Source organism: Streptomyces lavendofoliae, assembly GCF_014649735.1.
Classification (GTDB): domain Bacteria; phylum Actinomycetota; class Actinomycetes; order Streptomycetales; family Streptomycetaceae; genus Streptomyces; species Streptomyces lavendofoliae.
This window is the reverse complement of the sequence record NZ_BMTP01000007.1, coordinates 199,778-221,872: the sequence shown is the minus strand read 5'-3', so window position 1 is coordinate 221,872 and position 22,095 is coordinate 199,778. Positions and strand designations below refer to the sequence as shown.

The following is a 22,095-nucleotide window of genomic DNA, read 5'->3' as shown; positions in this document are numbered from 1 at the left end:
GGCGCGGCGCACCGGGGCGCCGGCCGTGCCGGGTGTCAGCCCGCCGACGCGTCGCGGGCCTGGGCGCGCAGGGCGCGGGCCAGGTCGTCGCGGGCCTCCAGGACCAGCCGCCGCAGCGCCGGGGCGGCCGACTCGTGGGCCGCGAGCCACGCGTCGGTGGCCTCCAGCGTGGCCGGGTCGTCCTGGAGCGACGGGAACAGGCCCCGCACCACGTCCATGCCGATCTGGATGGACCGCTCCGCCCACACGCGCTCGATCGCCGCGAAGTACTTCGGCGCGTACGGAGCGGTCAGCGCCCGCTGCGACGGCTGGACGAAGCCCGCGATCGTCGCCTCCACCAGCGCGTTCGACAGGGCGTCCGACTCGACCACCTGCGCCCACGCCTGCGCCTTGACCGCCTCGGACGGGCGGGACGCCAGCGCGCGCACCTGGTGCCGCTTGCCCGACGCCGTGTCGTCCCGCGCCAGCTCCGCCGCGATCACCGCCTCGTCCGCCCGGCCGTGCGCGGCCAGCGGCTCCAGGAACGACCAGCGCAGCTCCTGGTCGACGTCCAGCCCGTCGATCTTCGCCGCGCCGTCCAGCAGCCCCTCCAGGAGCTGGAAGTCCTCCTCCGAGGCGGCCACCGCCGCGAAGAAGCGCGCCCACGTCAGCTGGTGCTCGCTGCCCGGCTCCGCAGCCCGCAGCTCCCGCAGGGCGCCCCCGGCCAGCAGCCGGCCGCCCTCCTCGCGCCACCGCGGCGCCGCGTAGTTCACCAGCGCGGACCGCGCCCAGGCGTGCAGCATCTGGAGCACGCCGATGTCCGACTCGCGCCCCGCGAACGCCAGCACCAGGGCCACGAAGTCCCGCGCCGGCAGCACCGCGTCCCGCGTCAGGTTCCACAGCGCCGACCAGCACAGCGCCCGGGCGAGCGGGTCCGTCAGGTCGCCCAGGTGCGCCCGGAGGGTGGCCAGCGAGTCGTCGTCGAAGCGGACCTTGCCGTATGTGAGGTCGTCGTCGTTGACGAGCACGAGGTCCGCCCGCTCCGCCCCCGCCAGCTCGGCCACCACGGTCCGCTCGCCGGTGATGTCCGCCTCCGCGCGGGCGTACCGCACCAGCTCCCCTCCCGGCGTCAGCCGGTACAGGCCCACCGCCGCCCGGTGGGGCCGCAGCTCGTCGCCCTCCTGGAGCACGGCGAGCTCGGAGATCCGCCCGTCCGCGTCATGGGTGACGACCGGCGTCAGGATGTTGACGCCCGACGTCTGGAGCCAGGAACGGGACCAGGCCCGCATGTCGCGGCCGGACGTCTCCTCCAGCACCGACAGCAGGTCCTCCAGGCGCGTGTTGCCGTACGCGTGCCGCTTGAAGTAGCGGCGGGCGCCCTCCATGAACGCGTCCCGGCCCGCGTACGCCACCAGCTGCTTGAGCACCGCGGCGCCCTTGGCGTAGGTGATGCCGTCGAAGTTCAGCTTGGCGTCCTCCAGGTCACGGATGTCGGCCGTGACCGGGTGCGTCGACGGCAGCTGGTCCGCGCGGTAGGCCCACGCCTTGCGGCTGTTGGCGAAGGTCACCCAGCTGTTGGTGAACCGGGTGGCCTCGGCCAGCGAGAAGGAGCCCATGAAGTCCGCGAAGGACTCCTTCAGCCACAGGTCGTCCCACCAGGTCATGGTGACCAGGTCGCCGAACCACATGTGGGCCATCTCGTGCAGGATGACGTTCGCCCGGCGCTCGTACGCCGCCTGGGTCACCTTGCCCCGGTAGATGTACTCCTCGCGGAAGGTCACCATGCCCGGGTTCTCCATGGCGCCCAGGTTGTACTCGGGCACGAACGCCTGGTCGTACTTCCCGAAGGGGTACGGGTAGTCGAAGTTGTCGTGGAAGAAGTCGAAGCCCTGCTTGGTGACCAGGAAGACGTCCTCCGCGTCGAAGTGCTTCGCCAGGCTCCTGCGGCACATCGCGCCCAGCGGGATCTCCAGGTCCCCGCGCCGGTAGGTGTCCGTCACGCGGTGGTACGGACCGGCCACGACACAGGTGATGTACGTCGAGATCGGTGCCGTCTCGGCGAACCGGCGGACCTCGCCGTCCCGCGACTCCTCCACCCCGTTGCTCCACACCGACCAGCCCTCGGGCGCCGTCACCTCGAACCGGAACGGCGCCTTCAGGTCGGGCTGCTCGAAGTTGGCGAACACCCGGCGCGCGTCGGCCGGTTCGTACTGCGTGTAGAGGTAGACCTCGCCGTCCTCCGGGTCGACGAACCGGTGCAGACCCTCACCGGTCCGGCTGTACGCGCACTGCGCGTCCACCACCAGCACGTTCTCGTCGGCGAGGCCGTCCAGGGAGATCCGGGAGCCGTCGAAGACGGCCGCCGGGTCCAGTTCCCGCCCGTTGAGCGTCACCGCGTTCACCGACGGGGCGATCAGGTCCACGAACGTGGCCGTGCCCGGCGCGACGCGGCGGAACCGGATCGTCGTCACCGAACGGAACGTCCGCCGCCCGGACTCGCTCCCCCCGACGGCGGACCGCAGGTCGAGCGCGACCTCGTACCCGTCGACGGACAGCAGCTCGGCCCGCGCGCGGGCCTCGTCGCGGGACAGATTCTCACCGGGCACGGGCGGCACTCCTTCGTGGCTCGTTGGACAGGAGCGATCCTGCCATGCGGAGCTGACGCCCCGCAGCGCAGGGGAATGCCCAGGCGCCCGCCCGCGTTGTGCCGGGGACGAACACGGCCTCTCACGAGCGCAGACCACGAGGAGTGACATGTCCGAGAGCAGGACCACCGCCGACTTCTGGTTCGACCCGCTGTGTCCCTGGGCGTGGATGACCTCACGCTGGATGCTGGAGGTCGAGAAGGTCCGCCCGGTCGACGTGCGCTGGCACGTGATGAGCCTCGCCGTCCTCAACGAGGACAAGCTGGACCAGGTCCCGCCGGAGTACCGCGAGATGCTGGAGACCCAGGCGTGGGGTCCGGTCCGGGTCGTAGCCGCCGCCCAGCAGCTGCACGGCGACGAGGTGGTCGGCCCGCTCTACACCGCGCTCGGCACCCGTTTCCACAACAAGGGCGAGGGCCCGACCCCCACGGCGATCCGCGAGGCGCTGGAGGACGCCGGCCTGCCGGTGTCCCTCGCCGAGTACGCCGACAAGGACACCTACGACGCGGAGCTGCGCGCCTCGCACCACGAGGGCATCAGCAAGGTGGGCCAGGAGGTGGGCACCCCGGTCATCGCGGTGCCCGGCGCGGACGGTGAGCAGATCGCCTTCTTCGGCCCCGTCGTCACCCCCGCCCCCAAGGGGGAGGAGGCGGCGCGGCTGTGGGACGGCACGCTGATGGTGGCGTCGATCCCCGGCTTCTACGAGATCAAGCGGACCCGCACCCAGGGCCCCGACTTCAGCAACCTCTAGCCCCGCCCGGCCCCACGCGCGTACGAGAAGGCCCACGCGCGTACGACAAGGCCCACGCGCGTACGGAAGGCCCCCGGCGAGTCACGTCCTCGCAGGGGGCCTTCCGCCATTCGCCCGCCCGGTGAAGGTTGAGAAGACGATCACGAGCAGGGCGTTCGGGGGGAGAGGCCGGGCGTCAGGGCGCGATCAGCGGGGTGCGCTCCTTGGCCTGCGCGTAACGCTTCGCCACGTCCTGCCAGTTGACGACCTCCCACATCGCCTCGATGAAGTCCACCTTCTGGTTCTTGTACTGCAGGTAGAAGGCGTGCTCCCAGGCGTCGAAGACCAGGATCGGCACCGAGCCCTGGCCGACGTTGCCCTGGTGGTCGTAGACCTGTTCGACGATCAGGCGGCCGCTGACCGGCTCGTACGCCAGGACGCCCCAGCCCGATCCCTGGGTCGTCGCGGCGGCCTTGGACAGCTGGGTGCGGAACCTGGCGAAGGAGCCGAAGGATTCGGTGATCGCGTCGGCGAGCTCGCCCACGCCGTCCGCCGCCAGCGGCTCGCCACCGCCGCCGTTCCGCCGGCCCGCCATGTTGTGCCAGTAGATGGAGTGCAGGATGTGGCCGGAGAGGTGGAACGCCAGGTTCTTCTCCAGGCCGTTGATCGAGCCCCACTGCTCCTTGTCGCGGGCCTCCTCCAGCTGCTCCAGGGTGTCGTTCGCGCCCTTGACGTAGGCGGCGTGGTGCTTGTCGTGGTGCAGCTCGATGATCTGCGGGTCGATGACCGGCTCGAGCTCCGCGTAGTCGTACGGAAGTTCAGGGAGTGTGTAGATCGCCATGTCCGAGCCCTCCGACTGCTGCTTATTGCGAATACTATGCAAGTGCAGGCTAACAGCAGTAAGGGTGGGTGGTTGATCACCCACGTGTCTCCGGCCGCGCGTCCCGCGTCCCCGGCCGCGCGTCCCGGGCGAACACCGCGAGGTCGGGGAAGTCGGTCACCACGGCGTCCACCCCGAGCGCGAAGTGCCGGGCGTACTCGGCCAGGGCGTCCCCGAAGGCGTCCGGGTCGGTGCCGCGCCGCAGCTCGGCGGGCAGGTACCGGTTCTCGGCCCGGAAGGTGTAGGCGCCGACCTTGAGCCCCGCCTCGTGGGCGTCCGCCACCAGCGTCGAGGGCGGCACCAGGGACGCCTTGTCGGGCCCGATCCACCGCGCGTACGCGGCGATCGCCCGCAGCCCGGCCGGAGTCGTCATCTCCTGGTACGTCCGCGGGTGCCCGTACGGGCCGCCGGTGGTGCCGAGAGCCTGCCAGAGCGGCACGCGCAGCCCCTCCGCTGCGAGCCGCAGCAGGCTCGACGGCTCGAAGGACTGGATCACGCACTCGCGCGGCCCCAGCCGGTTGCGGCGCACGGCGGCGGCGAGGACCGGCTCCAGGGGCAGGCCCAGGGAGCGGAAGTACGTGGGGTGCTTGGTCTCCGGGAACACCGTGACCGTCCGCCCGTGGCGCCGGGACAGCCGCCGCGCCAGGTCGACGACCTCCTGGAACGTCAGCACCTGCTGGTGGCCGTCGAGGACGGTGTTCCGGTTCCGTACCAGGGGCAGCCGCTCGACCGCCCGGAGGGTCTTCAGCTCCGCGAGCGTGAAGTCCTCGGTGAACCAGCCGGTGACGGTCCGCCCGTCGACGGTCTTCGTGGTGCGGCGCCCGGCGAACGCGGGCCGCCGGGCGACGTCCGTGGTCGCGGAGATCTCGTTCTCGTGGCGGACCACCAGGTGGTGGTCGCGGGTCGCGACCAGGTCCGGCTCGATCCAGTCGGCGCCGGTCTCGACGGCGTGGCGGTAGGAGGCGGCGGTGTGTTCCGGGCGCCAGCCGGCCGCGCCCCGGTGGCCGATGACCAGCGGAACCGGGGCGGCCGAGGCGCGGGCGGGGGAGGTGGACACGGAAGCGGCGGCGGTGGCGCCGGCCGCGAGCAGTACCGAGCGACGTCTCATGGCCCGGACGCTAGGCCCGCCGGGGGCCGTCGCCGGGCCGGTTCACCCCCCGTGCGGCCGGGTTTCACCTGACGTACCGCACCGGACCGCGCGAAAGGAGGAGCCCCGGCGCGCGCCGCGCCGGGGCTCCTCGCACCGCCACCGTGTCAGACCTTCGGGGACTCCTTGCGGGTCACCTGAAGGACGTAGCCGGCCACCGCGAGCGCCAGCGTCAGCGCGCCCGTCGCGTACAGCTGGTCGCGCGTGCCCTCCTCGCGAGCCATCAGCACGAAGACCGCCGCCATGCCCGCCAGCGCCGCGTACGTCAGGTACGGGTACGCCCACATCCGCACGACCAGCTTCTCCGGCGTCTCGCGCTCCAGCCGGCGGCGCAGCACCAGCTGTGAGACCGCGATGAAGATCCAGACGACCAGGATGATCGCGCCGATCATGTTGAGGAGCCAGAGGAAGACGTCGTTGGGGCGCCAGTAGCTGAGCAGCACGCACACGAAGCCGATGACCGACGACATCAGGACCGCGATACGCGGCACGCCGCCGGAGATCCTGCCGAGGGCCTTGGGGCCCTGCCCCCGGGCCACCAGCGAGTTGGCCATGCGGGAGGCGCCGTAGATGTTGGCGTTCATCGCGGAGAGCAGGGCGACCAGCACCACGATGTTCATGATCTGGCCGGCGTACGGGATGTCCAGGTGCTCCAGTGTGGCGACGTACGGGCCCTTCTGGGCGACGGCCTTGTCGGTCCACGGCAGCAGCGTGACCACCACGGCCATCGAGCCGATGTAGAAGACGCCGATGCGCCACATCGCCGTACGGACGGCCTTGGCGACGCCCTGCACCGGCTGCTCGGACTCGGCCGCCGCGATGGTGACCGTCTCCAGACCGCCGTACGCGAACACGGATGCGAGCAGGCCGACGATCAGGCCCTCGGAGCCGCTGGGCATGAAGCCGCCGTGCCCGGTGAGGTTCGCCGTGCCGGGGGCGTCCGTGCCGGGCAGGAGGCCCGCGATCGCCAGCGCGCCGATGCCGAGGAAGATCACGATCGCGCCGACCTTGAGCGCGGCGAACCAGAACTCGAACTCGCCGAAGTTCTTCACGGCCGCGAGGTTGGTGGCGCAGAAGACCACCATGAACAGGGCCACCCAGGCCCACTCGGGGGTCCCCGGGAACCAGCCCGTCATGATCTTCGCCGCGCCGATGCCCTCCAGGCCCACGGCCACGCACAGCAGGAACCAGAACGACCAGCCGGCGGTGAAGCCCGCCCAGGGCCCGATGGCGCGCTCGGCGTGCACGGAGAAGGAGCCGGACGCCGGGTTGGCCGCCGACATCTCGCCCAGCATGCGCATCACCAGCATCACGAGCGCGCCGGAGAGCGCGTACGCGAGGACGATCGAGGGCCCGGCGGCGGCGATGGCGGTACCGGAGCCGACGAACAGGCCCGCGCCGATGACACCGCCGAGGGCGATCATCGACAGGTGGCGCTGTTTGAGGCCGTGCGTGAGCGGCGCGTCGGCCGGCGCCGGCTCGACCGGGGTCGAGTCGGCGGGCGCGGAGGTCCGAGACATGGGCATGCCCTGTTCAGTAGCTGAGACCGGGTGCGGTAAGGGGTCGCGCCCGAGAGGTCAGGGCGCGGCCCACAGTCTGGGCGGGCGCACCGTTCACAGGGAACAGCCGCCCGCTATACGGACACCGTGCTCACACAAAGTGAAGGATCGGGCACACAACCTTCACGTAGTCTGCTTACGGGCCTCCCGGGCCCACGCCACCGCCAGCACGGCCCCGGTGGCCGCCGCCGACCACAGCACCTGCGGCCGCGATCCGTCGTCCAGCAGCATCAGCACCAGCACCGCCGCCATCGCCGCCAGCGCCGCCCAGGTCAGATACGGGAAGCCCCACATCCGCAGCGTCAGCCGCTCGGGTGCCTCGCGCTCGATGCGCCGCCGCAGCCGCAGCTGCGACACGGCGATCAGGCTCCAGACGAACAGCAGCACCGCCCCCACCGCGTTCAGCAGGTAGAGGAAGACCGAATCCGGCCACTTCAGGTTGAGCAGGACGGAGGCGAAGCCGAACGCCACCGACGCCAGCACCGCCCTGCGCGGCACCCCGCCCTCCGACACCGCCAGCAGCCCGCCGGGCGCCTCGCCGCGCTCCGCGAGCGAGAAGATCATCCGGGACGAGCCGTACAGGTTCGCGTTGAGCGCCGACAGCAGCGCCACGAACACCACGACGTTCATGATCTGGCCGGCTCCCGGCACCCCGATCGCGTCCAGCACCGCCACGTACGGGCTGCGCCCCGGCTCCATCGACGTCCACGGCAGCAGCGTCACGATGACCAGCATCGAACCGACGTAGAAGAAGAGGATGCGCCACACCGCGCTGCGCACCGCACGCGCCACATTGCGGGCCGGGTCCTCCGACTCGGCGGCGGCGATGGTCACCACCTCCAGCCCGCCGAACGCGAACACCACCGCGAGCACCCCGGAGACGACCCCGTCCCAGCCGTTGGGCAGGAAGCCGCCCCGGCCGGTCAGGTTCGCGAGCCCCACCGGGTCCGTGTCCGGCAGCCATCCGGCGACGGCCGCCACGCCCAGCAGCAGGAACAGCACGATCGCGCCGACCTTCAGCGCGGCGAACCAGAACTCGAACTCGCCGAAGTTCCTCACCGCCGCCAGGTTGGCGACGGTGAACAGCACCATGAAGACCAGCACCCAGGCCCACTGCGGGACGCCGGGCACCCAGCCGTTCGCGATCCGGGCCGCGCCGGTGGCCTCCACCGCCAGCACGACCACCAGCAGGAACCAGTACAGCCAGCCGACCGAGAAGCCGGCCCACCGGCCGAGCGCCCGCTCCGCGTGCACCGAGAAGGCGCCCGACGCCGGCATCGCCGCCGACATCTCCCCGAGCATCCGCATGATCAGCATCGCGAGCGCACCCGCGATCAGGTACGACAGCACGATCCCCGGTCCGGCGACCGCGATCCCCGCGCCCGAGCCGACGAACAGCCCGGCGCCGATCACCCCGCCCAGGCCGAGCATCGTCAGGTGCCGCTGCTTCAGCCCGTGCGACAGGGGCTCGGGCGCCGGCGCGAGCGGCGGGGCGGGGACATCGGGCATGGCACTCGTACTCTCAGGTCATTGGAAGGACCCCACAGTCTCTCCACTCAGGCGCCCCGGGTGCAAAAGGGACCGTTCGCTCGGCCTCCCCAGTGACGAGCATCACGCCGATCGGGGTGTATCCCGCCTCTTTGTGCGAACCCCACCAACCCCGCCGCAGCCGCTTTGTGGTCGGCGGACGGTGATCGGGCGTTCACCCGTGGGCTACCGTCAGCCTGTTCCGTACGCCCCTGAGCCCCCGCCGGAGTCCCGATGAGCACTGCCGCCGCCCCCGTCCGCCACGGAGTGGTCCTCGCCGACCTGCTCCCGGCCACCCGCGCCCGCGACATCGCGCTCGTCGCCGGTGGCGCCGTGCTCACGGGCATCGCCGCCCAGATCGCCGTGCCGGTCCCCGGCTCGCCGGTCCCGGTCTCCGGCCAGACCTTCGCCGCCCTGCTCGTCGGCACGGCGCTCGGCGCCCGCCGCGGCTTCCTGTCCCTCGCCCTGTACGCGGTGGCGGGCGTGGCGGGCATGCCGTGGTTCGCCCAGGCCACCTCCGGGTACGCCATGCCGTCCTTCGGCTACATCCTCGGCATGCTGCTCGCCGCCACCGTCGTCGGCGCGCTCGCCCGGCGCGGCGCCGACCGTTCCGTGCCGCGCATGGCCGGCACCATGGCGCTCGGCTCGCTGATCATCTACGCGGTAGGCGTCCCGTACCTGGCCCTGGCGACCGGCATGACGCTGCCGCAGGCGGTGGCCGCGGGTCTGACGCCCTTCCTGATCGGCGACGCCCTCAAGGCCGCGCTGGCGATGGGCGTCCTGCCCACCGCGTGGAAGGCCATCGGCCGCAAGGGCTGACCCCGAGGTTCCGCGAGAAGAGGTCCGCCGGGTCTTACGCTCCCCGACCCGGGCGGGCCTCTTCCGCGTTCCGGGGCCGCGCCCGGCGCGCGGACGGGGCGGGTCCGGGCCGTTGGGCGAGAGCGGCGTCGTACCCGGCGGTACCAGGTCATGGAAAAGGCTCCCCGTGCACACGGTGTGCGCGGGGAGCCTCTCGCCGGTGCCCGACAGGAGCTGTCGGGCATCAAGAGCCGTCGGGTATCAGGGGCCGTCGGGCATCACGACCGGGGCCCTCAGGCGCGCAGCCGCGCCTTGCGCGTACGGTCGAGCACCACGCCGACGGCCACCACGACCGCCGCGACCAGCGTCGACAGCAGCACGACCTCACGGTTGTCCTTGTCGTAGACCATGTACGCCAGCACGAAGGTGATCATCGCGGCGGTGGCCCAGGTCAGGTAGGGGAAGAGCCACATCTTCACCGTGAGCTTCTCGGGCACCTCGCGCAGCAGGATGCCGCGCATCCGCAGCTGCGTGAAGCAGATGACCAGCCAGACGAACAGGGCGACCGCGCCGGAGGAGCTCAGCAGGAAGTCGAAGACCGTGTCCTTGAACGCGTAGTTGAAGTAGACGGCGGCGAACCCGAAGGCGACCGAGGCCAGGATCGCCGCGGTCGGCACGCCCTTGGCGTTGGCCTTGGCGAACACCCTCGGCGCGTCACCGCGCTCGCCCAGCGAGAACGCCATGCGGGAAGCGGTGTACAGGCCCGAGTTCAGGCAGGACAGCACGGCCGTCAGCACGATCACGTTCATGATCTGGCCGGCGTGCGGGATGCCGATGGAGTCCAGGGCGGCGACGTACGAGCCCTTCTTGACGATCGACTCGTCGTTCCAGGGCAGCAGGGTCAGGACGACGAAGATCGAGCCCAGGTAGAAGACGGCGATGCGCCAGATCACGCTGTTGGTGGCCTTGGTGACGGCGCGCCGCGGGTCCTCGGACTCACCGGCGGCCAGCGTGACGATCTCGCTGCCCATGAAGGAGAAGACGACCATCAGGACGCCGGTGAGGATGGCGCCCGCGCCGTTCGGCATGAAGCCGCCGGCGTCCGTGAGGTGGGCGAGGCCCGCACCCGGGTTGTCGGAGCCCGGCAGGAAGCCGAACACGGCCAGCAGGCCGATGACGACGAAGGCGCCGATGGCCACGACCTTGATGCCGGCGAACCAGAACTCGAACTCGCCGTAGGACGAGACCGAGGCGAGGTTGGTGGCGGTCAGCACCACCATCACGATGAGCGCCCAGGCCCACTGCGGTACGGCCGGTATCCAGCCCTCCAGGATCACCGCGCCCGCGGTCGCCTCGACCGCCAGCACGACGACCCAGAAGAACCAGTACAGCCAGCCGATGGAGAAGCCCGCCCAGCGGCCGAGGGCCCGGTCGGCGTACGCGGAGAACGAACCCGAGTTGGGGCTCGCGGCCGCCATCTCGCCGAGCATCCGCATCACGAACACGACCATCGCGCCGACGAGCAGGTACGACACGAGGATGGCGGGGCCGGCCTTGGCGATGCCGCCGGAGGACCCGACGAACAGGCCCGCGCCGATCACTCCGCCAATGGCGATCATGGACAGGTGGCGGTTCTTCAGCCCCGCCTTGAGACCGTCGGAGGGCTGCGGAGTACCGGGTTCGCCGGCCGCTCCGCCTTCCCTTTGCAGGCTCTGCTGCGTCGTCATGGACGATTCCTTACGTCTGGGGTGCACTCGGGTCACGAGCCCGTGCATGCAAACACGAGAACGGGAGAGGCCGAAAGAGCCGATTCCGGATCGTGATACGAGGGCCCCACCGGCCCGCCCCGCACCGCGCGCGTGCCACACTCGGACCCATGCGCGTGTACCTCGGCTCCGACCATGCCGGCTTCGAACTCAAGAACCACCTCGTCGAGTGGCTGACGGCCCATGGCCACGAGCCCGTCGACTGCGGACCCCACATCTACGACGCCCAGGACGACTACCCGCCGTTCTGCCTCCGCGCGGCCGAGAGGACCGCCGCGGACCCCGACAGCCTGGGCATCGTCATCGGCGGCTCCGGCAACGGCGAGCAGATCGCCGCGAACAAGGTCAAGGGCGTACGGGCCGCCCTCGCCTGGAGCGAGCAGACCGCGGCCCTCGGCCGCGAGCACAACAACGCCAACGTCGTCGCGATCGGCGGTCGCATGCACTCCGTGGAGGAGTCCACGAAGTTCGTGGAGACCTTCCTCAACACCCCGTACTCGGGTGAGGAACGTCACACCCGCCGTATCGAGATGCTCTCGGCGTACGAGACCACCGGCGAGCTCCCCGCGATCCCGGCCCACCACCCGCAGGAGCCGACCGCCTGATGCCCGAAGGGCACACGATCCACCGACTGGCCGCCGACCACCGCGAACGGTTCGGCGGCCGGTCCGTGCGGGTGACCAGCCCGCAGGGCAAGTTCGCCGACGCCGCCGCCCTGCTCGACGGCACGGTGCTGGAGACCACCGAGGCCCACGGCAAGCACCTCTTCCTGGGCTTCGGTGGCGACGAGTGGGTCCACATCCACCTCGGCCTGTTCGGCAAGGTCACCTTCGGCGGCGCGCCCGCCCCGCCGCCCACCGACACGGTCCGCCTGCGCATCGCCGCCCCCGACGCGTACATGGACCTCCGCGGCCCCACCACCTGCGCGCTGATCACCGACCCCGAGAAGGCCGCGATACACGACCGCCTCGGGCCCGACCCGCTGCGCGACGGCGACGACCCCGGCAAGGCGTGGCGGCGGATCTCCCGCAGCCGCACCACCGTCGCCGCCCTCCTGATGGACCAGAAGGTCATCGCGGGGGTCGGCAACGTCTACCGCGCCGAGGTCCTCTTCCGGCACGGCATCGACCCCTACCGGGCCGGCAGGGACCTCACCCGCGACGAGTGGGACGCGATCTGGGCCGACCTCGTGACGCTGATGCGCGAGGGCGTGCGCGCCAACCGCATCGACACCGTCCGCCCCGAGCACACCCCCGACGCCATGGGCCGCCCGCCACGCGTCGACGACCACGGCGGCGAGGTGTACGTCTACCGGCGCGCGAACCTGCCCTGCCACGTGTGCGGCGGCGAGATCCGCACCGCCGCCCTCGCCGCCCGCAACCTCTTCTGGTGTCCCGCCTGTCAGAAGCCGTGAGGCAGCCAGGGCGCGACCGCCGAGCCGAAGGCCGGTGACGCCTCCGCCAGCGCGCCCCGCCGCAGCTCGCGCACCAGACCGGCGCCCGCCAGCGACGCGAGCGACACCCCGCCCAGGTACGCCGCGCCCAGCTCCCGCACCGACAGCGCCAGGTCCGCGGCGTCGTCCGTGCGCGAACAGGCCGCCCCCTTGGTGTCGCCCGACAGCCGCCACCGCCCCGTGTTCCAGGGGCAGAAGGCGTCGTCCACCTCCAGGACCACGTCCACCGGCACCTGGTAGGTGCGCGCCTCCAGCGCGGCGGGCAGGTCCACCAGCCGCGCGTGCAGACCGTCCTGCTCCCGAAGGTTGCAGCGCCGCAGGTCGGACACCAGGTGCTGCCACGGGTCGTCCACCGGGCGGTTGCCCACCTGGAGCGTCGACGTCAGGTCGATCCCGCACAGGAACCGCCACAGCGCCGCGTACGTCACCGGGTCCAGCGCCCCCAGGTGCCGCAGCCGCACCGTCCCCTGCGGCCCCGCGGGCTCCCAGTCCGGCTTGACGCTGTAGAGCGCGAACCCGGCCACCTCGCCGTCCCGCTCCGCCAGGACGCAGGTCAGCGGCGAGCCGCCGTCCCGGCCGCCCGGCGGGTCCAGCACCGGCAGCCGCTCCCAGCCGGGGCGGCGGGCGAGCATCCCGGGCCGCAGCGGAACCAGCCGCTCGTACACGGCCTCGCACGCGGCGCTCGCGTCCTGCGGCGCCACGAGCCGCAGCGCCACGTCGTCCGTCCCGTCCGGCACGGACAGCCGCACCCGGTCCGTGTCGATCCGCGCGCGCAGTTGCCGGGTGGCGATCCCGTACCCGAACCGCCCGTAGATGCCCGGCTCCGACGCCGTCAGCACGGCCAGCGGCTCACCCCGCGCGAACACGTCGTCGAGCTGGCGCCGCATCATCGACGTGAGGATGCCCCGCCGCCGGTGCGTCGGCACCACACCGACCATCGTCACGCCCGCCACGGGCACCAGCGCGCCGCCGGGCACCGACAGCCGGAACGAGAACGCCCCGGCCGTACCGACGCACACGTCCCCGTCCCAGACGCCGATCGAGCGCTCGCGCTCGGTGAGCGCCTCCCACAGCTCGCGCTCCTGGGGGGCCTCCGGAACCCCGCCGAACGCCACCTCCAACTGCCCGTACCAGTGGTCCCATTCGGCCGCGCGCAGCACTCGTAAGTCTGTCGTCATATGCCATGGGTACCAGGGCCCACGCCACCAGGGCGACCCAATTTCGAACGCAATGTCACAGGGGTCCCCCTGCACGGGACCCGGCCGGATGGATAGGGTCCAGCCCAATGGCCCGAGGCGCACGACTGGACGCGTACCCGGCCCGGCTGCGGAGGTCCGTCCGCCGGGTCAAGGTCGTCCTGCGCAAATCCGGCGTCGACTACTTCCGCGGTGACGGCTCCGACTGGATCGCCCTGGCCGGACTGCTCCTCACCGTCCCGGCGATCACCCTCCTGACCGTCACCACCCCCGTGTGGGCGGACCCGGCCGCGCTCGTGCTGCCCATCGTGGCCGGCGGCCTGCTGCTGCGCCCGGCGAGCCTGCTCGCCCTGTACGCGGCGGCGGCCGGCGCCCTGATCGTCGAGTCCGCCGTCCTCGGCCCCTACCCGGAGGGTGCCGCCCGCGTCACCCCCGGCACCGTCCTGGTGGTCGCCGCGTGCGGGCTGTTCGGCCTGCTGATCGCCCAGTTCCGCGCCAGGGTCGGCGTGCCCTGGCGGCGGGGCGGGACGATGCTGTTCGACCTGCGCGAACGCATCCGGGTGCAGAGCGCCCTGCCCCGGCTGCCCAAGGGCTGGCACCACGAGATGGCGCTGCGGCCGGCGGGCGGCCAGTCCTTCTCGGGCGACTTCGTCGTCGCGGCCCGGACGCACGGCGGCCGCACCCTGGAGGTCGTGCTGACCGACGTGTCGGGCAAGGGCATGGACGCCGGCTCCCGGGCTCTGCTGCTGTCCGGCGCCTTCGGCGGACTGCTCGGCTCGCTGCCCCCGCACGGCTTCCTGCCGGCCGCCAACGGCTACCTCCTGCGCCAGGACTGGGACGAGGGCTTCGCCACCTCGATCCACCTGGTGCTGGACCTCGACTCGGGCGACTACGAGCTGCTGTCGGCGGGTCACCTCCCGGCGCTCCAGCTGCACGCCGGCAGCGGCCGGTGGGAGGAGAAGTCCGGCGAGGGCCCGCTGCTGGGCGTGTACGACGGTGCCGACTTCCACCCGGTCAAGGGGTCGCTGCGGCCCGGGGACGTCCTGATGCTGTTCACCGACGGCCTGGTGGAGGCCGCGGACCGGGACATCGCCGAGGGCATCGACCGGCTCACCGGCGAGGCCGACCGCTATGTGGCGTCCGGCTTCGAGGGCGCGGCCTGGCACCTGATCGAGGCGTGCGCCAAGGACGTCAACGACGACCGCGCGCTGCTGCTCATCACCCGCGAAGCGTAGGAGCGCCGCCATGCCGTACCTGACACCGGCCGAGGTCGAGGCGATCGCCCGGCAGGCCCACGCGGGCCAGACCGACAAGGCGGGCCGCCCCTACGCCGAGCACCTCCGGGCGGTCGCCGAGGGCGTACGGGCCCGGGGCGGCGGCGACGAGCAGGTGGCCGCGGCGTGGCTGCACGACGCGGTGGAGGACGACAGGCTGTCGGAGACCTGGCTGCGGGACGCCGCCCTGCCGCAGGCCGTCAAGGACATGGTGCTGGCGCTCACCAAGCGGCCGGGCGAGGACCTTGAGGCGTACACCGCCCGCGTGCTGGCCGTGCCGGGCGCCCTCCTCGTCAAGGAGGCAGACCTCGCGCACAACGCCGACCCGGACCGCCTCGCGGTCCTGGACGAGGCGACCCGGGCCCGGCTCGCGGCCAAGTACGCGCGCACCCGCGCCCTGCTGGGGCTCGGCGGCCGGCCCGGCGGCGGCTAGGGCGCGGTCGCGTCCCGCCGGAAGGCCCACTCCATCCGCGGCTCGGTCACCCACCGCAGTGCCCGCCGCACCGGCGGCGCGCACAGGGCGGTCACCGCGGCGGCGGCCACCGCCGTGACGGCCACCCTGCCGAGCCGTGTGCCGAGTCCGTACCCGGGCACGAGCGCCCAGTAGTCCATGGCCTTCACCAGGAACCCGTGCAGCAGGTAACCGGTGATGGTGCCCGCCCCGAGGACGGTGAACCAGGTCCGCCGGCGCGGCACCCAGGCGAGGAACGCCGCGGTGAGCACCAGGGCGCAGCCGAACAGCGCGAAGGTCATGACCGGCCCCGCCCACCAGGGCGCGTCCAGCTCCTCGGCGCTGGTCCTGCGGTAGAACCAGCCCATCCGGACGTCCGGCGCGATCCAGTAGGTGAGCGTCAGGGCGCCCAGCGCCACCGGCACGGCCGCCACCCGGACCGCGCGGCGCCGGAGGAGCGCGAAGTGCCCGGGCCTCAGCGACAGGCCCAGCACGAAGAACGGCAGGAACTGCAGCACCCGCTGGAGGTCCAGGTCCTGGCCGATGCCGGGGGTGAGCGAGCCGAGCGCCGCGACGGCCAGGGCGACGGGGAGCGGGTGGCGCAGACCGCGCCACAGGGGTGTGGACAGCCGCCAGACGAACAGCGCGATCAGGAACCAGGTGAGGTAGATCGGGTCGGTCAGGCTGATGGCCTGGTCGGGCGTGTGACCGGCCCAGCGCCGGTAGAGCGAGTACGCCACCTCGAACACGACGTACGGCACGACGAGCCCGGTGACCAGGCGCTTCAGCTGGTCGGGCCGGCCGGTGAAGCCACGCGAGAAGTATCCGGAGATCAGGATGAACGCCGGCATGTGGAAGGCGTAGACGAACATGTAGAGCGCCCGGGTGGCCCGGCTGCCGTCCATGACGGGCTCCCACGCGTGCGCCATGGCCACGAGCACGATCGCCAGGTACTTGGCGTTGTCGAAGAACGGGTCCCGGCCGGGTCCTTCCGCCCCGCCCCGGCGGACGCTCGGGGTGGTCTCGGGCTCCCTGAGCGGGGGGAGCAGGGTCTGCTGATTTCCATGCGGCGCCTGGAACATCTGAGGCACCCTAGCCACGCCGCCACCCATTCGTAAAACCCGCCGAAACCCCTGTCCATTCCTCTCCGGCCCCACCTGCCCTCGCACCTTATGCCCCGGTTAATCCCCCTTAAATGGGGCGTATCAATACGCCATCTTCGGCGGAGAATTACTCGCCGGACACGCTGCGAATTTCCTGTGACCAATATGTGAGTGCCGGGCAACGGGCGAGAAGCGGGTCCGCCGAATTCGCCGGTCCGCATTACGGCCGCCCGCCGGGGCGCCCGGAGCCCGTCCGTGAACTCGTGCGAACGATGTGTCAGCGGGCCCCACACGGGGAGATGTTGATGGCACGATGGACCGAACGGGGGGCGCGGGGCCGCGCACCCCGGGGCCGGCAAGGCGGACCGACCGAGGGTGTGTGATCAGTTGTGGCCATTTCACTGTCCGTGGTGGTGCTGTTGGCGGTCATCCTCGTGGTGCTGATCCGCAGCGGCTCCCTCAAAGCGGGGCCCGCGATAGTCGCCGTGCTCTTCGGCTTCTTCCTCGCCTCGTCCGGCATGGCGCCGTCCATACAGCGGTTCCTCGACTCGATCGCGGCCACGATCAACCAGATCAATTTCTGAGGGCCGGGCTCCGTCGCCGAGTCTCCCCGGCCGGCCGGTCGTTCCGCCGCCCGGAAGCGGTACCGCATACGCGTCAGGGCCGGGCGGAGGAAGCATCCTCCGCCCGGCCCTGAGCCGGACTGAGCGGGCGACGGGAATCGAACCCGCGTAGCTAGTTTGGAAGACTAGGGCTCTACCATTGAGCTACGCCCGCGAGCAACGCACCGTGGGTCACCGACCCCGGCGCGAACGCATGGTCATCGTAGCGGGTCGCGCCCGGTCGTCGCACACCCCTCGATCGTGCCGACTCAGCGCCGTGGGACATGTACCCTACGTGTCGCACCGACGGGGTGTGGCGCAGCTTGGTAGCGCGTCCGCTTTGGGAGCGGAAGGCCGTGGGTTCAAATCCCGCCACCCCGACCACACCGGGAGCGCCGGATCACGCGCGCAACCAAGATCACATTGTGGGCCTCATCCCGCTTGCGGTTACTATGCAAGCTGCGTGCCCGTGTGTCTCTCTGACCGGGCCGAATCCGCCGGAACCGCCGCAAGCGGCATCGGCAGAATCCAAGAATCAGCCACCAAGGAGACCGAACCGTGAAGAGCGCCGTGGAGACCCTGAACCCGACCCGGGTTCGGCTCACTGTCGAGGTGCCCTTCGAGGAGCTCAAGGACAGCCTCGACGCGGCGTACAAGAAGATCAACCAGCAGGTCACGGTCAAGGGCTTCCGCAAGGGCAAGATCCCGGCTCGTGTCATCGACCAGCGGTTCGGCCGTGGTGCGGTGCTGGAGGAGGCCGTCAACGACGCCCTCCCGAAGTTCTACACCGAGGCCGTCAACGAGGCCGAGGTCAACGTGCTGGGCCAGCCCGAGGTCGACATCACCGAGCTGAAGGACGGCGAGCTGCTGGCCTTCACCGCCGAGGTCGACATCCGCCCGGCGATCGAGATCCCGGACTACTCCGGCATCGAGGTCACGGTCGACGCCGTCGAGGTCACCGACGAGGACGTCGAGAAGTCCGTGGAGCAGCTGCGCGACCGCTTCGCCTCCACCAACCCGGTCGAGCGCGCCGCCGCCGAGGGCGACGTCGTGACGGTCGACCTGGAGGCCAAGGTCGACGGCGAGGTCCTCCCGGACGGCGTCGCGAGCGGCGTGCAGTACACGATCGGCTCCGGTGAGCTCCTCGACGGCATCGACGAGGCCGTCACCGGCCTGGAGGCCGGCGGCGAGGCCACCTTCACCTCCGAGCTGAAGGGCGGCTCCGCCGAGGGCAAGGAGGCCGAGGTCACCGTCAAGGTCACCCAGGTCGCCGCCCGTGAGCTCCCCGAGCTCGACGACGACTTCGCCCAGATGGCGTCCGAGTTCGACACCCTCGAGGAGCTGAAGGCCGACAGCCGCAAGCGCCTGGAGAACATGAAGCAGTACGACCAGGCCACCCAGGCCCAGGAGCGCGTCCTCGACGAGCTGCTGAAGCTGGCCGAGGTGCCGATCCCCGAGAAGCTCCTCGAGGACGAGGTCAACACCCGCAAGCACAACCTGGAGCACCACCAGCTCGGTCAGATGGGCCTGACCCTGGAGAAGTACCTGGAGCTCCAGGGCAAGACGGTCGAGGAGTTCGAGACCGAGACCCGCGAGCAGGCGGTCAAGGGCATCAAGACCCAGTTCATCCTGGACGAGCTGGTCAACAAGGAGAAGCTCAACGTCAACCAGGAGGAGCTCACCGAGCACCTCATGCGGCGTGCGGCCTCCTCCGGCATGAGCCCCGACCAGTTCGCCAAGGCCGTCGTCGAGGGCGGCCAGGTGCCGATGCTCGTCGGCGAGGTCGCCCGCGGCAAGGCCCTCGCGGTCGTCGTGGAGGCCGTCAAGGTCGTCGACACCAACGGCGAGCCGGTCGAGCTCGACGACGAGGACGAGACCGCCGAGACGGTCGACGCCTCCGCCGAGGAGTCCGAGGACAAGCCCGAGGCCTGACGGCCCGGCGCCGGTCCCGGCACGAACGGTCCGACGGGCCCGATCCGCACCCGCGTGCGATCGGGCCCGTCGCCGTACGGACCGGGGCCGCCCCTCGTCGGCCCAACTACCTTGCGCTCCCAGCGAACAGTTCGGGAACCGGGATGGCGTTGTCCGACCTGCGCGTTAGGGTCCATGAATACGAGGGCAGGGGAGTACCCGCCCCCAGTACGCAACACGCTGAGACGGCCGGAGCCGTCAGAGACGAGCAGGTGGATACGTGACGAATCTGATGCCTTACGCCGCGGGTGAGCCGTCCATCGGTGGTGGCCTCGGCGACCATGTCTACAACCGGCTGCTCGGCGAGCGGATCATCTTCCTCGGCCAGCAGGTCGACGACGAGATCGCGAACAAGATCACCTCGCAGATGCTGCTCCTTGCCGCCGACCCGGACAAGGACATCTACCTGTACATCAACAGCCCGGGTGGCTCGGTGACGGCCGGTATGGCCATCTACGACACCATGCAGTACATCCCGAACGACGTCGTCACCATCGGTATGGGCATGGCGGCCTCCATGGGCCAGTTCCTGCTCACCGGCGGCGCGGCCGGCAAGCGCTTCGCGCTGCCGAACACCGACATCCTGATGCACCAGGGGTCCGCCGGTATCGGCGGTACCGCCTCGGACATCAAGATCCAGGCCGAGTACCTCCTCCGCACGAAGAAGCGCATGGCCGAGATCACCGCGCGCCACTCCGGCCAGAGCGTGGAGACGATCATCCGGGACGGTGACCGCGACCGCTGGTTCACCGCGACGGAGGCCAAGGAGTACGGCCTGATCGACGACATCATGTCTGCCGCCGCGGGCGTTCCGGGCGGTGGCGGCACCGGCGCCTGAGCCGGCCCGCCCCTGCCTCCCAGCCCCGCCGAACGCCACCAGGATGGTGAACACCCATATGAGCAACTTCTCCGCGAGCGGCCTCTACACCGGCCCGCAGGTGGACAACCGTTACGTCGTCCCGCGCTTCGTCGAGCGCACCTCGCAGGGCGTGCGCGAGTACGACCCGTACGCGAAGCTCTTCGAGGAGCGCGTGATCTTCCTCGGCGTGCAGATCGACGACGCCTCCGCCAACGACGTCATGGCGCAGCTGCTGTGCCTGGAGTCGATGGACCCGGACCGTGACATCTCCATCTACATCAACAGCCCCGGTGGCTCCTTCACCGCGCTGACGGCCATCTACGACACGATGCAGTTCGTGAAGCCGGACATCCAGACGGTCTGCATGGGCCAGGCGGCGTCCGCGGCGGCCGTGCTGCTGGCCGCCGGCACCCCCGGCAAGCGGATGGCCCTGCCGAACGCGCGTGTGCTGATCCACCAGCCGTCCGGCGGCACCGGCCGCGAGCAGCTCTCCGACCTGGAGATCGCGGCCAACGAGATCCTGCGCATGCGCACGCAGCTGGAGGAGATGCTGGCCAAGCACTCCACCCAGCCGATCGAGAAGATCCGCGACGACATCGAGCGCGACAAGATCCTCACGGCCGAGGACGCCCTGGCGTACGGCCTGGTGGACCAGATCGTCTCCACCCGCAAGAGCACCGCAGCGGCGGCTGCCTGACGGCCCCGCCTTCCCTTGGCACGGTGTGAACCGTGCCAAGGGGGGCCCGAACACGGGGCCCGGCAAGGTACCGTCGGATATGAGGCACCAGGAGTCGGCTGAACCAAGCCGCTCCCAGGCGAAGGGGAAGCACCTCGTGGCACGCATCGGTGATGGCGGCGACCTGCTCAAGTGCTCGTTCTGCGGAAAGAGCCAGAAGCAGGTGAAGAAGCTCATCGCAGGCCCCGGTGTGTACATCTGCGACGAGTGCATCGACCTCTGCAACGAGATCATCGAGGAGGAGCTCGCCGAGACCTCCGAGGTGCGGTGGGAGGAACTTCCCAAGCCGCGCGAGATCTACGAGTTCCTCGAGGGGTACGTCGTCGGGCAGGAGCCCGCGAAGAAGGCCCTCTCCGTCGCTGTGTACAACCACTACAAGCGCGTCCAGGCCGGTGAGAACGGCGGCGCGCAGGGCCGGGACGACGCGATCGAACTGGCCAAGTCCAACATCCTGTTGCTCGGCCCCACGGGCTCCGGCAAGACGCTCCTGGCCCAGACGCTGGCCCGGATGCTCAACGTCCCGTTCGCCATCGCCGACGCGACGGCGCTCACGGAGGCCGGGTATGTGGGCGAGGACGTCGAGAACATCCTGCTGAAGCTCATCCAGGCCGCCGACTACGACGTCAAGAAGGCCGAGACGGGCATCATCTACATCGACGAGATCGACAAGGTCGCCCGTAAGAGCGAAAACCCGTCGATCACCCGCGATGTGTCGGGCGAGGGCGTCCAGCAGGCCCTGCTCAAGATCCTCGAGGGCACCACGGCCTCGGTCCCCCCGCAGGGCGGCCGCAAGCACCCGCACCAGGAGTTCATCCAGATCGACACGACGAACGTGCTGTTCATCGTGGGCGGAGCCTTCGCCGGTCTGGAGAAGATCATCGAGTCGCGTGCCGGCGCCAAGGGCATCGGGTTCGGCGCGACGATCCGCTCCAAGCGCGAGATCGAGGCGAGCGACCAGTTCCAGGAGGTCATGCCGGAGGACCTGGTGAAGTTCGGGATGATCCCCGAGTTCATCGGCCGCCTCCCCGTCATCACCTCGGTCCACAACCTGGACCGCGAGGCACTCCTGAAGATCCTCGTCGAGCCCCGCAACGCGCTGGTCAAGCAGTACCAGCGGCTGTTCGAACTCGACGGCGTGGAGCTGGACTTCGACCGCCCGGCCCTCGAAGCCATCGCCGACCAGGCCATCCTCCGCGGCACCGGCGCGCGCGGCCTGCGCGCCATCATGGAGGAGGTCCTGATGTCGGTGATGTACGAGGTCCCGTCCCGCAAGGACGTGGCCCGCGTGGTCATCACGGAGGACGTCGTCCACAACAACGTCAACCCGACGCTGGTCCCGAGGGTCGTCAAGGACCCGGGCCGCCACGAGAAGTCCGCGTAGCGGCACCGGGCCGCACACACCGAAGGGCGCCCCGCCGG

19 protein-coding genes and 2 tRNA genes are annotated in these 22,095 nt (G+C 71.0%); 12 read left to right on the top strand and 9 right to left on the bottom strand.

Annotated elements, in window-relative coordinates:
- Positions 1 to 35 precede the first annotated feature (35 nt).
- Positions 36 to 2,585 carry an aminopeptidase N gene (gene pepN, locus IE109_RS15680; RefSeq protein WP_189551486.1) on the bottom strand — a complete coding sequence of 850 codons (2,550 nt, stop codon included), beginning with the start codon at positions 2,583 to 2,585 and terminating at the stop codon, positions 36 to 38.
- Positions 2,586 to 2,733: 148 nt separating this feature from the next.
- Here pepN and IE109_RS15675 point away from each other — a divergent pair, with 148 nt between their 5' ends.
- On the top strand, positions 2,734 to 3,375 hold the full coding sequence (locus IE109_RS15675) for a mycothiol-dependent nitroreductase Rv2466c family protein (protein ID WP_189551485.1): 642 nt from the start codon (positions 2,734 to 2,736) through the stop codon (positions 3,373 to 3,375).
- Positions 3,376 to 3,550: 175 nt separating this feature from the next.
- Here the strand turns inward: IE109_RS15675 and IE109_RS15670 are convergent, their stop codons facing one another.
- From IE109_RS15670 to IE109_RS15655, 4 genes are all read right to left on the bottom strand, one after another.
- Entirely contained in the window at positions 3,551 to 4,195 is a 645-nt protein-coding gene (locus tag IE109_RS15670) for a superoxide dismutase (protein WP_189551484.1), read from the bottom strand.
- Positions 4,196 to 4,271: 76 nt separating this feature from the next.
- On the bottom strand, positions 4,272 to 5,342 hold the full coding sequence (locus IE109_RS15665) for a glycerophosphodiester phosphodiesterase family protein (RefSeq protein ID WP_189551483.1): 1,071 nt from the start codon (positions 5,340 to 5,342) through the stop codon (positions 4,272 to 4,274).
- Positions 5,343 to 5,488: 146 nt separating this feature from the next.
- Entirely contained in the window at positions 5,489 to 6,901 is a 1,413-nt protein-coding gene (locus IE109_RS15660) for an amino acid permease (RefSeq protein ID WP_189551624.1), read from the bottom strand.
- A 162-nt stretch (positions 6,902 to 7,063) separates the two neighbouring features.
- A complete protein-coding gene (locus IE109_RS15655; RefSeq protein WP_189551482.1) occupies positions 7,064 to 8,449 on the bottom strand; it encodes an amino acid permease in 1,386 nt (461 codons plus the stop codon).
- A 252-nt stretch (positions 8,450 to 8,701) separates the two neighbouring features.
- Here IE109_RS15655 and IE109_RS15650 point away from each other — a divergent pair, with 252 nt between their 5' ends.
- A complete protein-coding gene (locus IE109_RS15650) occupies positions 8,702 to 9,286 on the top strand; it encodes a biotin transporter BioY (RefSeq protein WP_189551481.1) in 585 nt (194 codons plus the stop codon).
- 272 nt (positions 9,287 to 9,558) lie between these two features.
- On the opposite strand, the gene IE109_RS15645 is transcribed toward IE109_RS15650, so the two are convergent.
- Positions 9,559 to 10,992: an amino acid permease gene (locus IE109_RS15645; protein ID WP_189551480.1), complete on the bottom strand. Its 1,434-nt coding sequence runs from the start codon at positions 10,990 to 10,992 to the stop codon at positions 9,559 to 9,561.
- Between the two features lie 149 nt (positions 10,993 to 11,141).
- Here IE109_RS15645 and IE109_RS15640 point away from each other — a divergent pair, with 149 nt between their 5' ends.
- Together IE109_RS15640 and IE109_RS15635 are read left to right on the top strand one after the other, a co-directional pair.
- Entirely contained in the window at positions 11,142 to 11,636 is a 495-nt protein-coding gene (locus IE109_RS15640; protein WP_189551479.1) for a ribose-5-phosphate isomerase, read from the top strand.
- Positions 11,636 to 12,445, top strand: coding sequence for an Fpg/Nei family DNA glycosylase (locus IE109_RS15635; RefSeq protein WP_189551478.1), 810 nt, complete (start codon positions 11,636 to 11,638; stop codon positions 12,443 to 12,445). The genes IE109_RS15640 and IE109_RS15635 overlap by 1 nt, the downstream gene beginning before the upstream one ends.
- On the opposite strand, the gene IE109_RS15630 is transcribed toward IE109_RS15635, so the two are convergent.
- Positions 12,433 to 13,662 carry a GNAT family N-acetyltransferase gene (locus IE109_RS15630; protein WP_189551477.1) on the bottom strand — a complete coding sequence of 410 codons (1,230 nt, stop codon included), beginning with the start codon at positions 13,660 to 13,662 and terminating at the stop codon, positions 12,433 to 12,435. The genes IE109_RS15635 and IE109_RS15630 overlap by 13 nt on opposite strands.
- Positions 13,663 to 13,769: 107 nt before the next feature.
- Between IE109_RS15630 and IE109_RS15625 the strand changes: the two genes are divergently transcribed.
- A complete protein-coding gene (locus IE109_RS15625) occupies positions 13,770 to 14,915 on the top strand; it encodes a PP2C family protein-serine/threonine phosphatase (RefSeq protein WP_189551476.1) in 1,146 nt (381 codons plus the stop codon).
- 10 nt (positions 14,916 to 14,925) lie between these two features.
- Complete coding sequence (locus IE109_RS15620; protein WP_189551475.1) at positions 14,926 to 15,387, top strand: HD domain-containing protein; 462 nt, start codon at positions 14,926 to 14,928, stop codon at positions 15,385 to 15,387.
- Here the strand turns inward: IE109_RS15620 and IE109_RS15615 are convergent.
- Entirely contained in the window at positions 15,384 to 16,487 is a 1,104-nt protein-coding gene (locus IE109_RS15615) for an acyltransferase family protein (protein WP_189551474.1), read from the bottom strand. The genes IE109_RS15620 and IE109_RS15615 overlap by 4 nt on opposite strands.
- A 410-nt stretch (positions 16,488 to 16,897) precedes the next feature.
- Between IE109_RS15615 and IE109_RS15610 the strand changes: the two genes are divergently transcribed.
- Positions 16,898 to 17,092, top strand: coding sequence for a hypothetical protein (locus IE109_RS15610; protein ID WP_189551473.1), 195 nt, complete (start codon positions 16,898 to 16,900; stop codon positions 17,090 to 17,092).
- Positions 17,093 to 17,214: 122 nt separating this feature from the next.
- Here the strand turns inward: IE109_RS15610 and IE109_RS15605 are convergent.
- Positions 17,215 to 17,285, bottom strand: a tRNA-Gly gene (locus tag IE109_RS15605).
- A 132-nt stretch (positions 17,286 to 17,417) separates the two neighbouring features.
- Here IE109_RS15605 and IE109_RS15600 point away from each other — a divergent pair.
- From IE109_RS15600 to clpX, 5 genes are all read left to right on the top strand, one after another.
- A tRNA-Pro gene (locus IE109_RS15600) sits at positions 17,418 to 17,494 on the top strand.
- A 174-nt stretch (positions 17,495 to 17,668) separates the two neighbouring features.
- Complete coding sequence (tig, locus tag IE109_RS15595) at positions 17,669 to 19,042, top strand: trigger factor (protein WP_189551472.1); 1,374 nt, start codon at positions 17,669 to 17,671, stop codon at positions 19,040 to 19,042.
- A 271-nt stretch (positions 19,043 to 19,313) separates the two neighbouring features.
- Positions 19,314 to 19,919, top strand: coding sequence for an ATP-dependent Clp protease proteolytic subunit (locus tag IE109_RS15590; RefSeq protein ID WP_189551623.1), 606 nt, complete (start codon positions 19,314 to 19,316; stop codon positions 19,917 to 19,919).
- Between the two features lie 43 nt (positions 19,920 to 19,962).
- Positions 19,963 to 20,637: an ATP-dependent Clp protease proteolytic subunit gene (locus IE109_RS15585; protein WP_031070475.1), complete on the top strand. Its 675-nt coding sequence runs from the start codon at positions 19,963 to 19,965 to the stop codon at positions 20,635 to 20,637.
- 136 nt (positions 20,638 to 20,773) lie between these two features.
- Positions 20,774 to 22,057, top strand: coding sequence for an ATP-dependent Clp protease ATP-binding subunit ClpX (clpX, locus tag IE109_RS15580; RefSeq protein ID WP_031070473.1), 1,284 nt, complete (start codon positions 20,774 to 20,776; stop codon positions 22,055 to 22,057).
- The last annotated feature ends 38 nt before the right edge of the window (positions 22,058 to 22,095 follow it).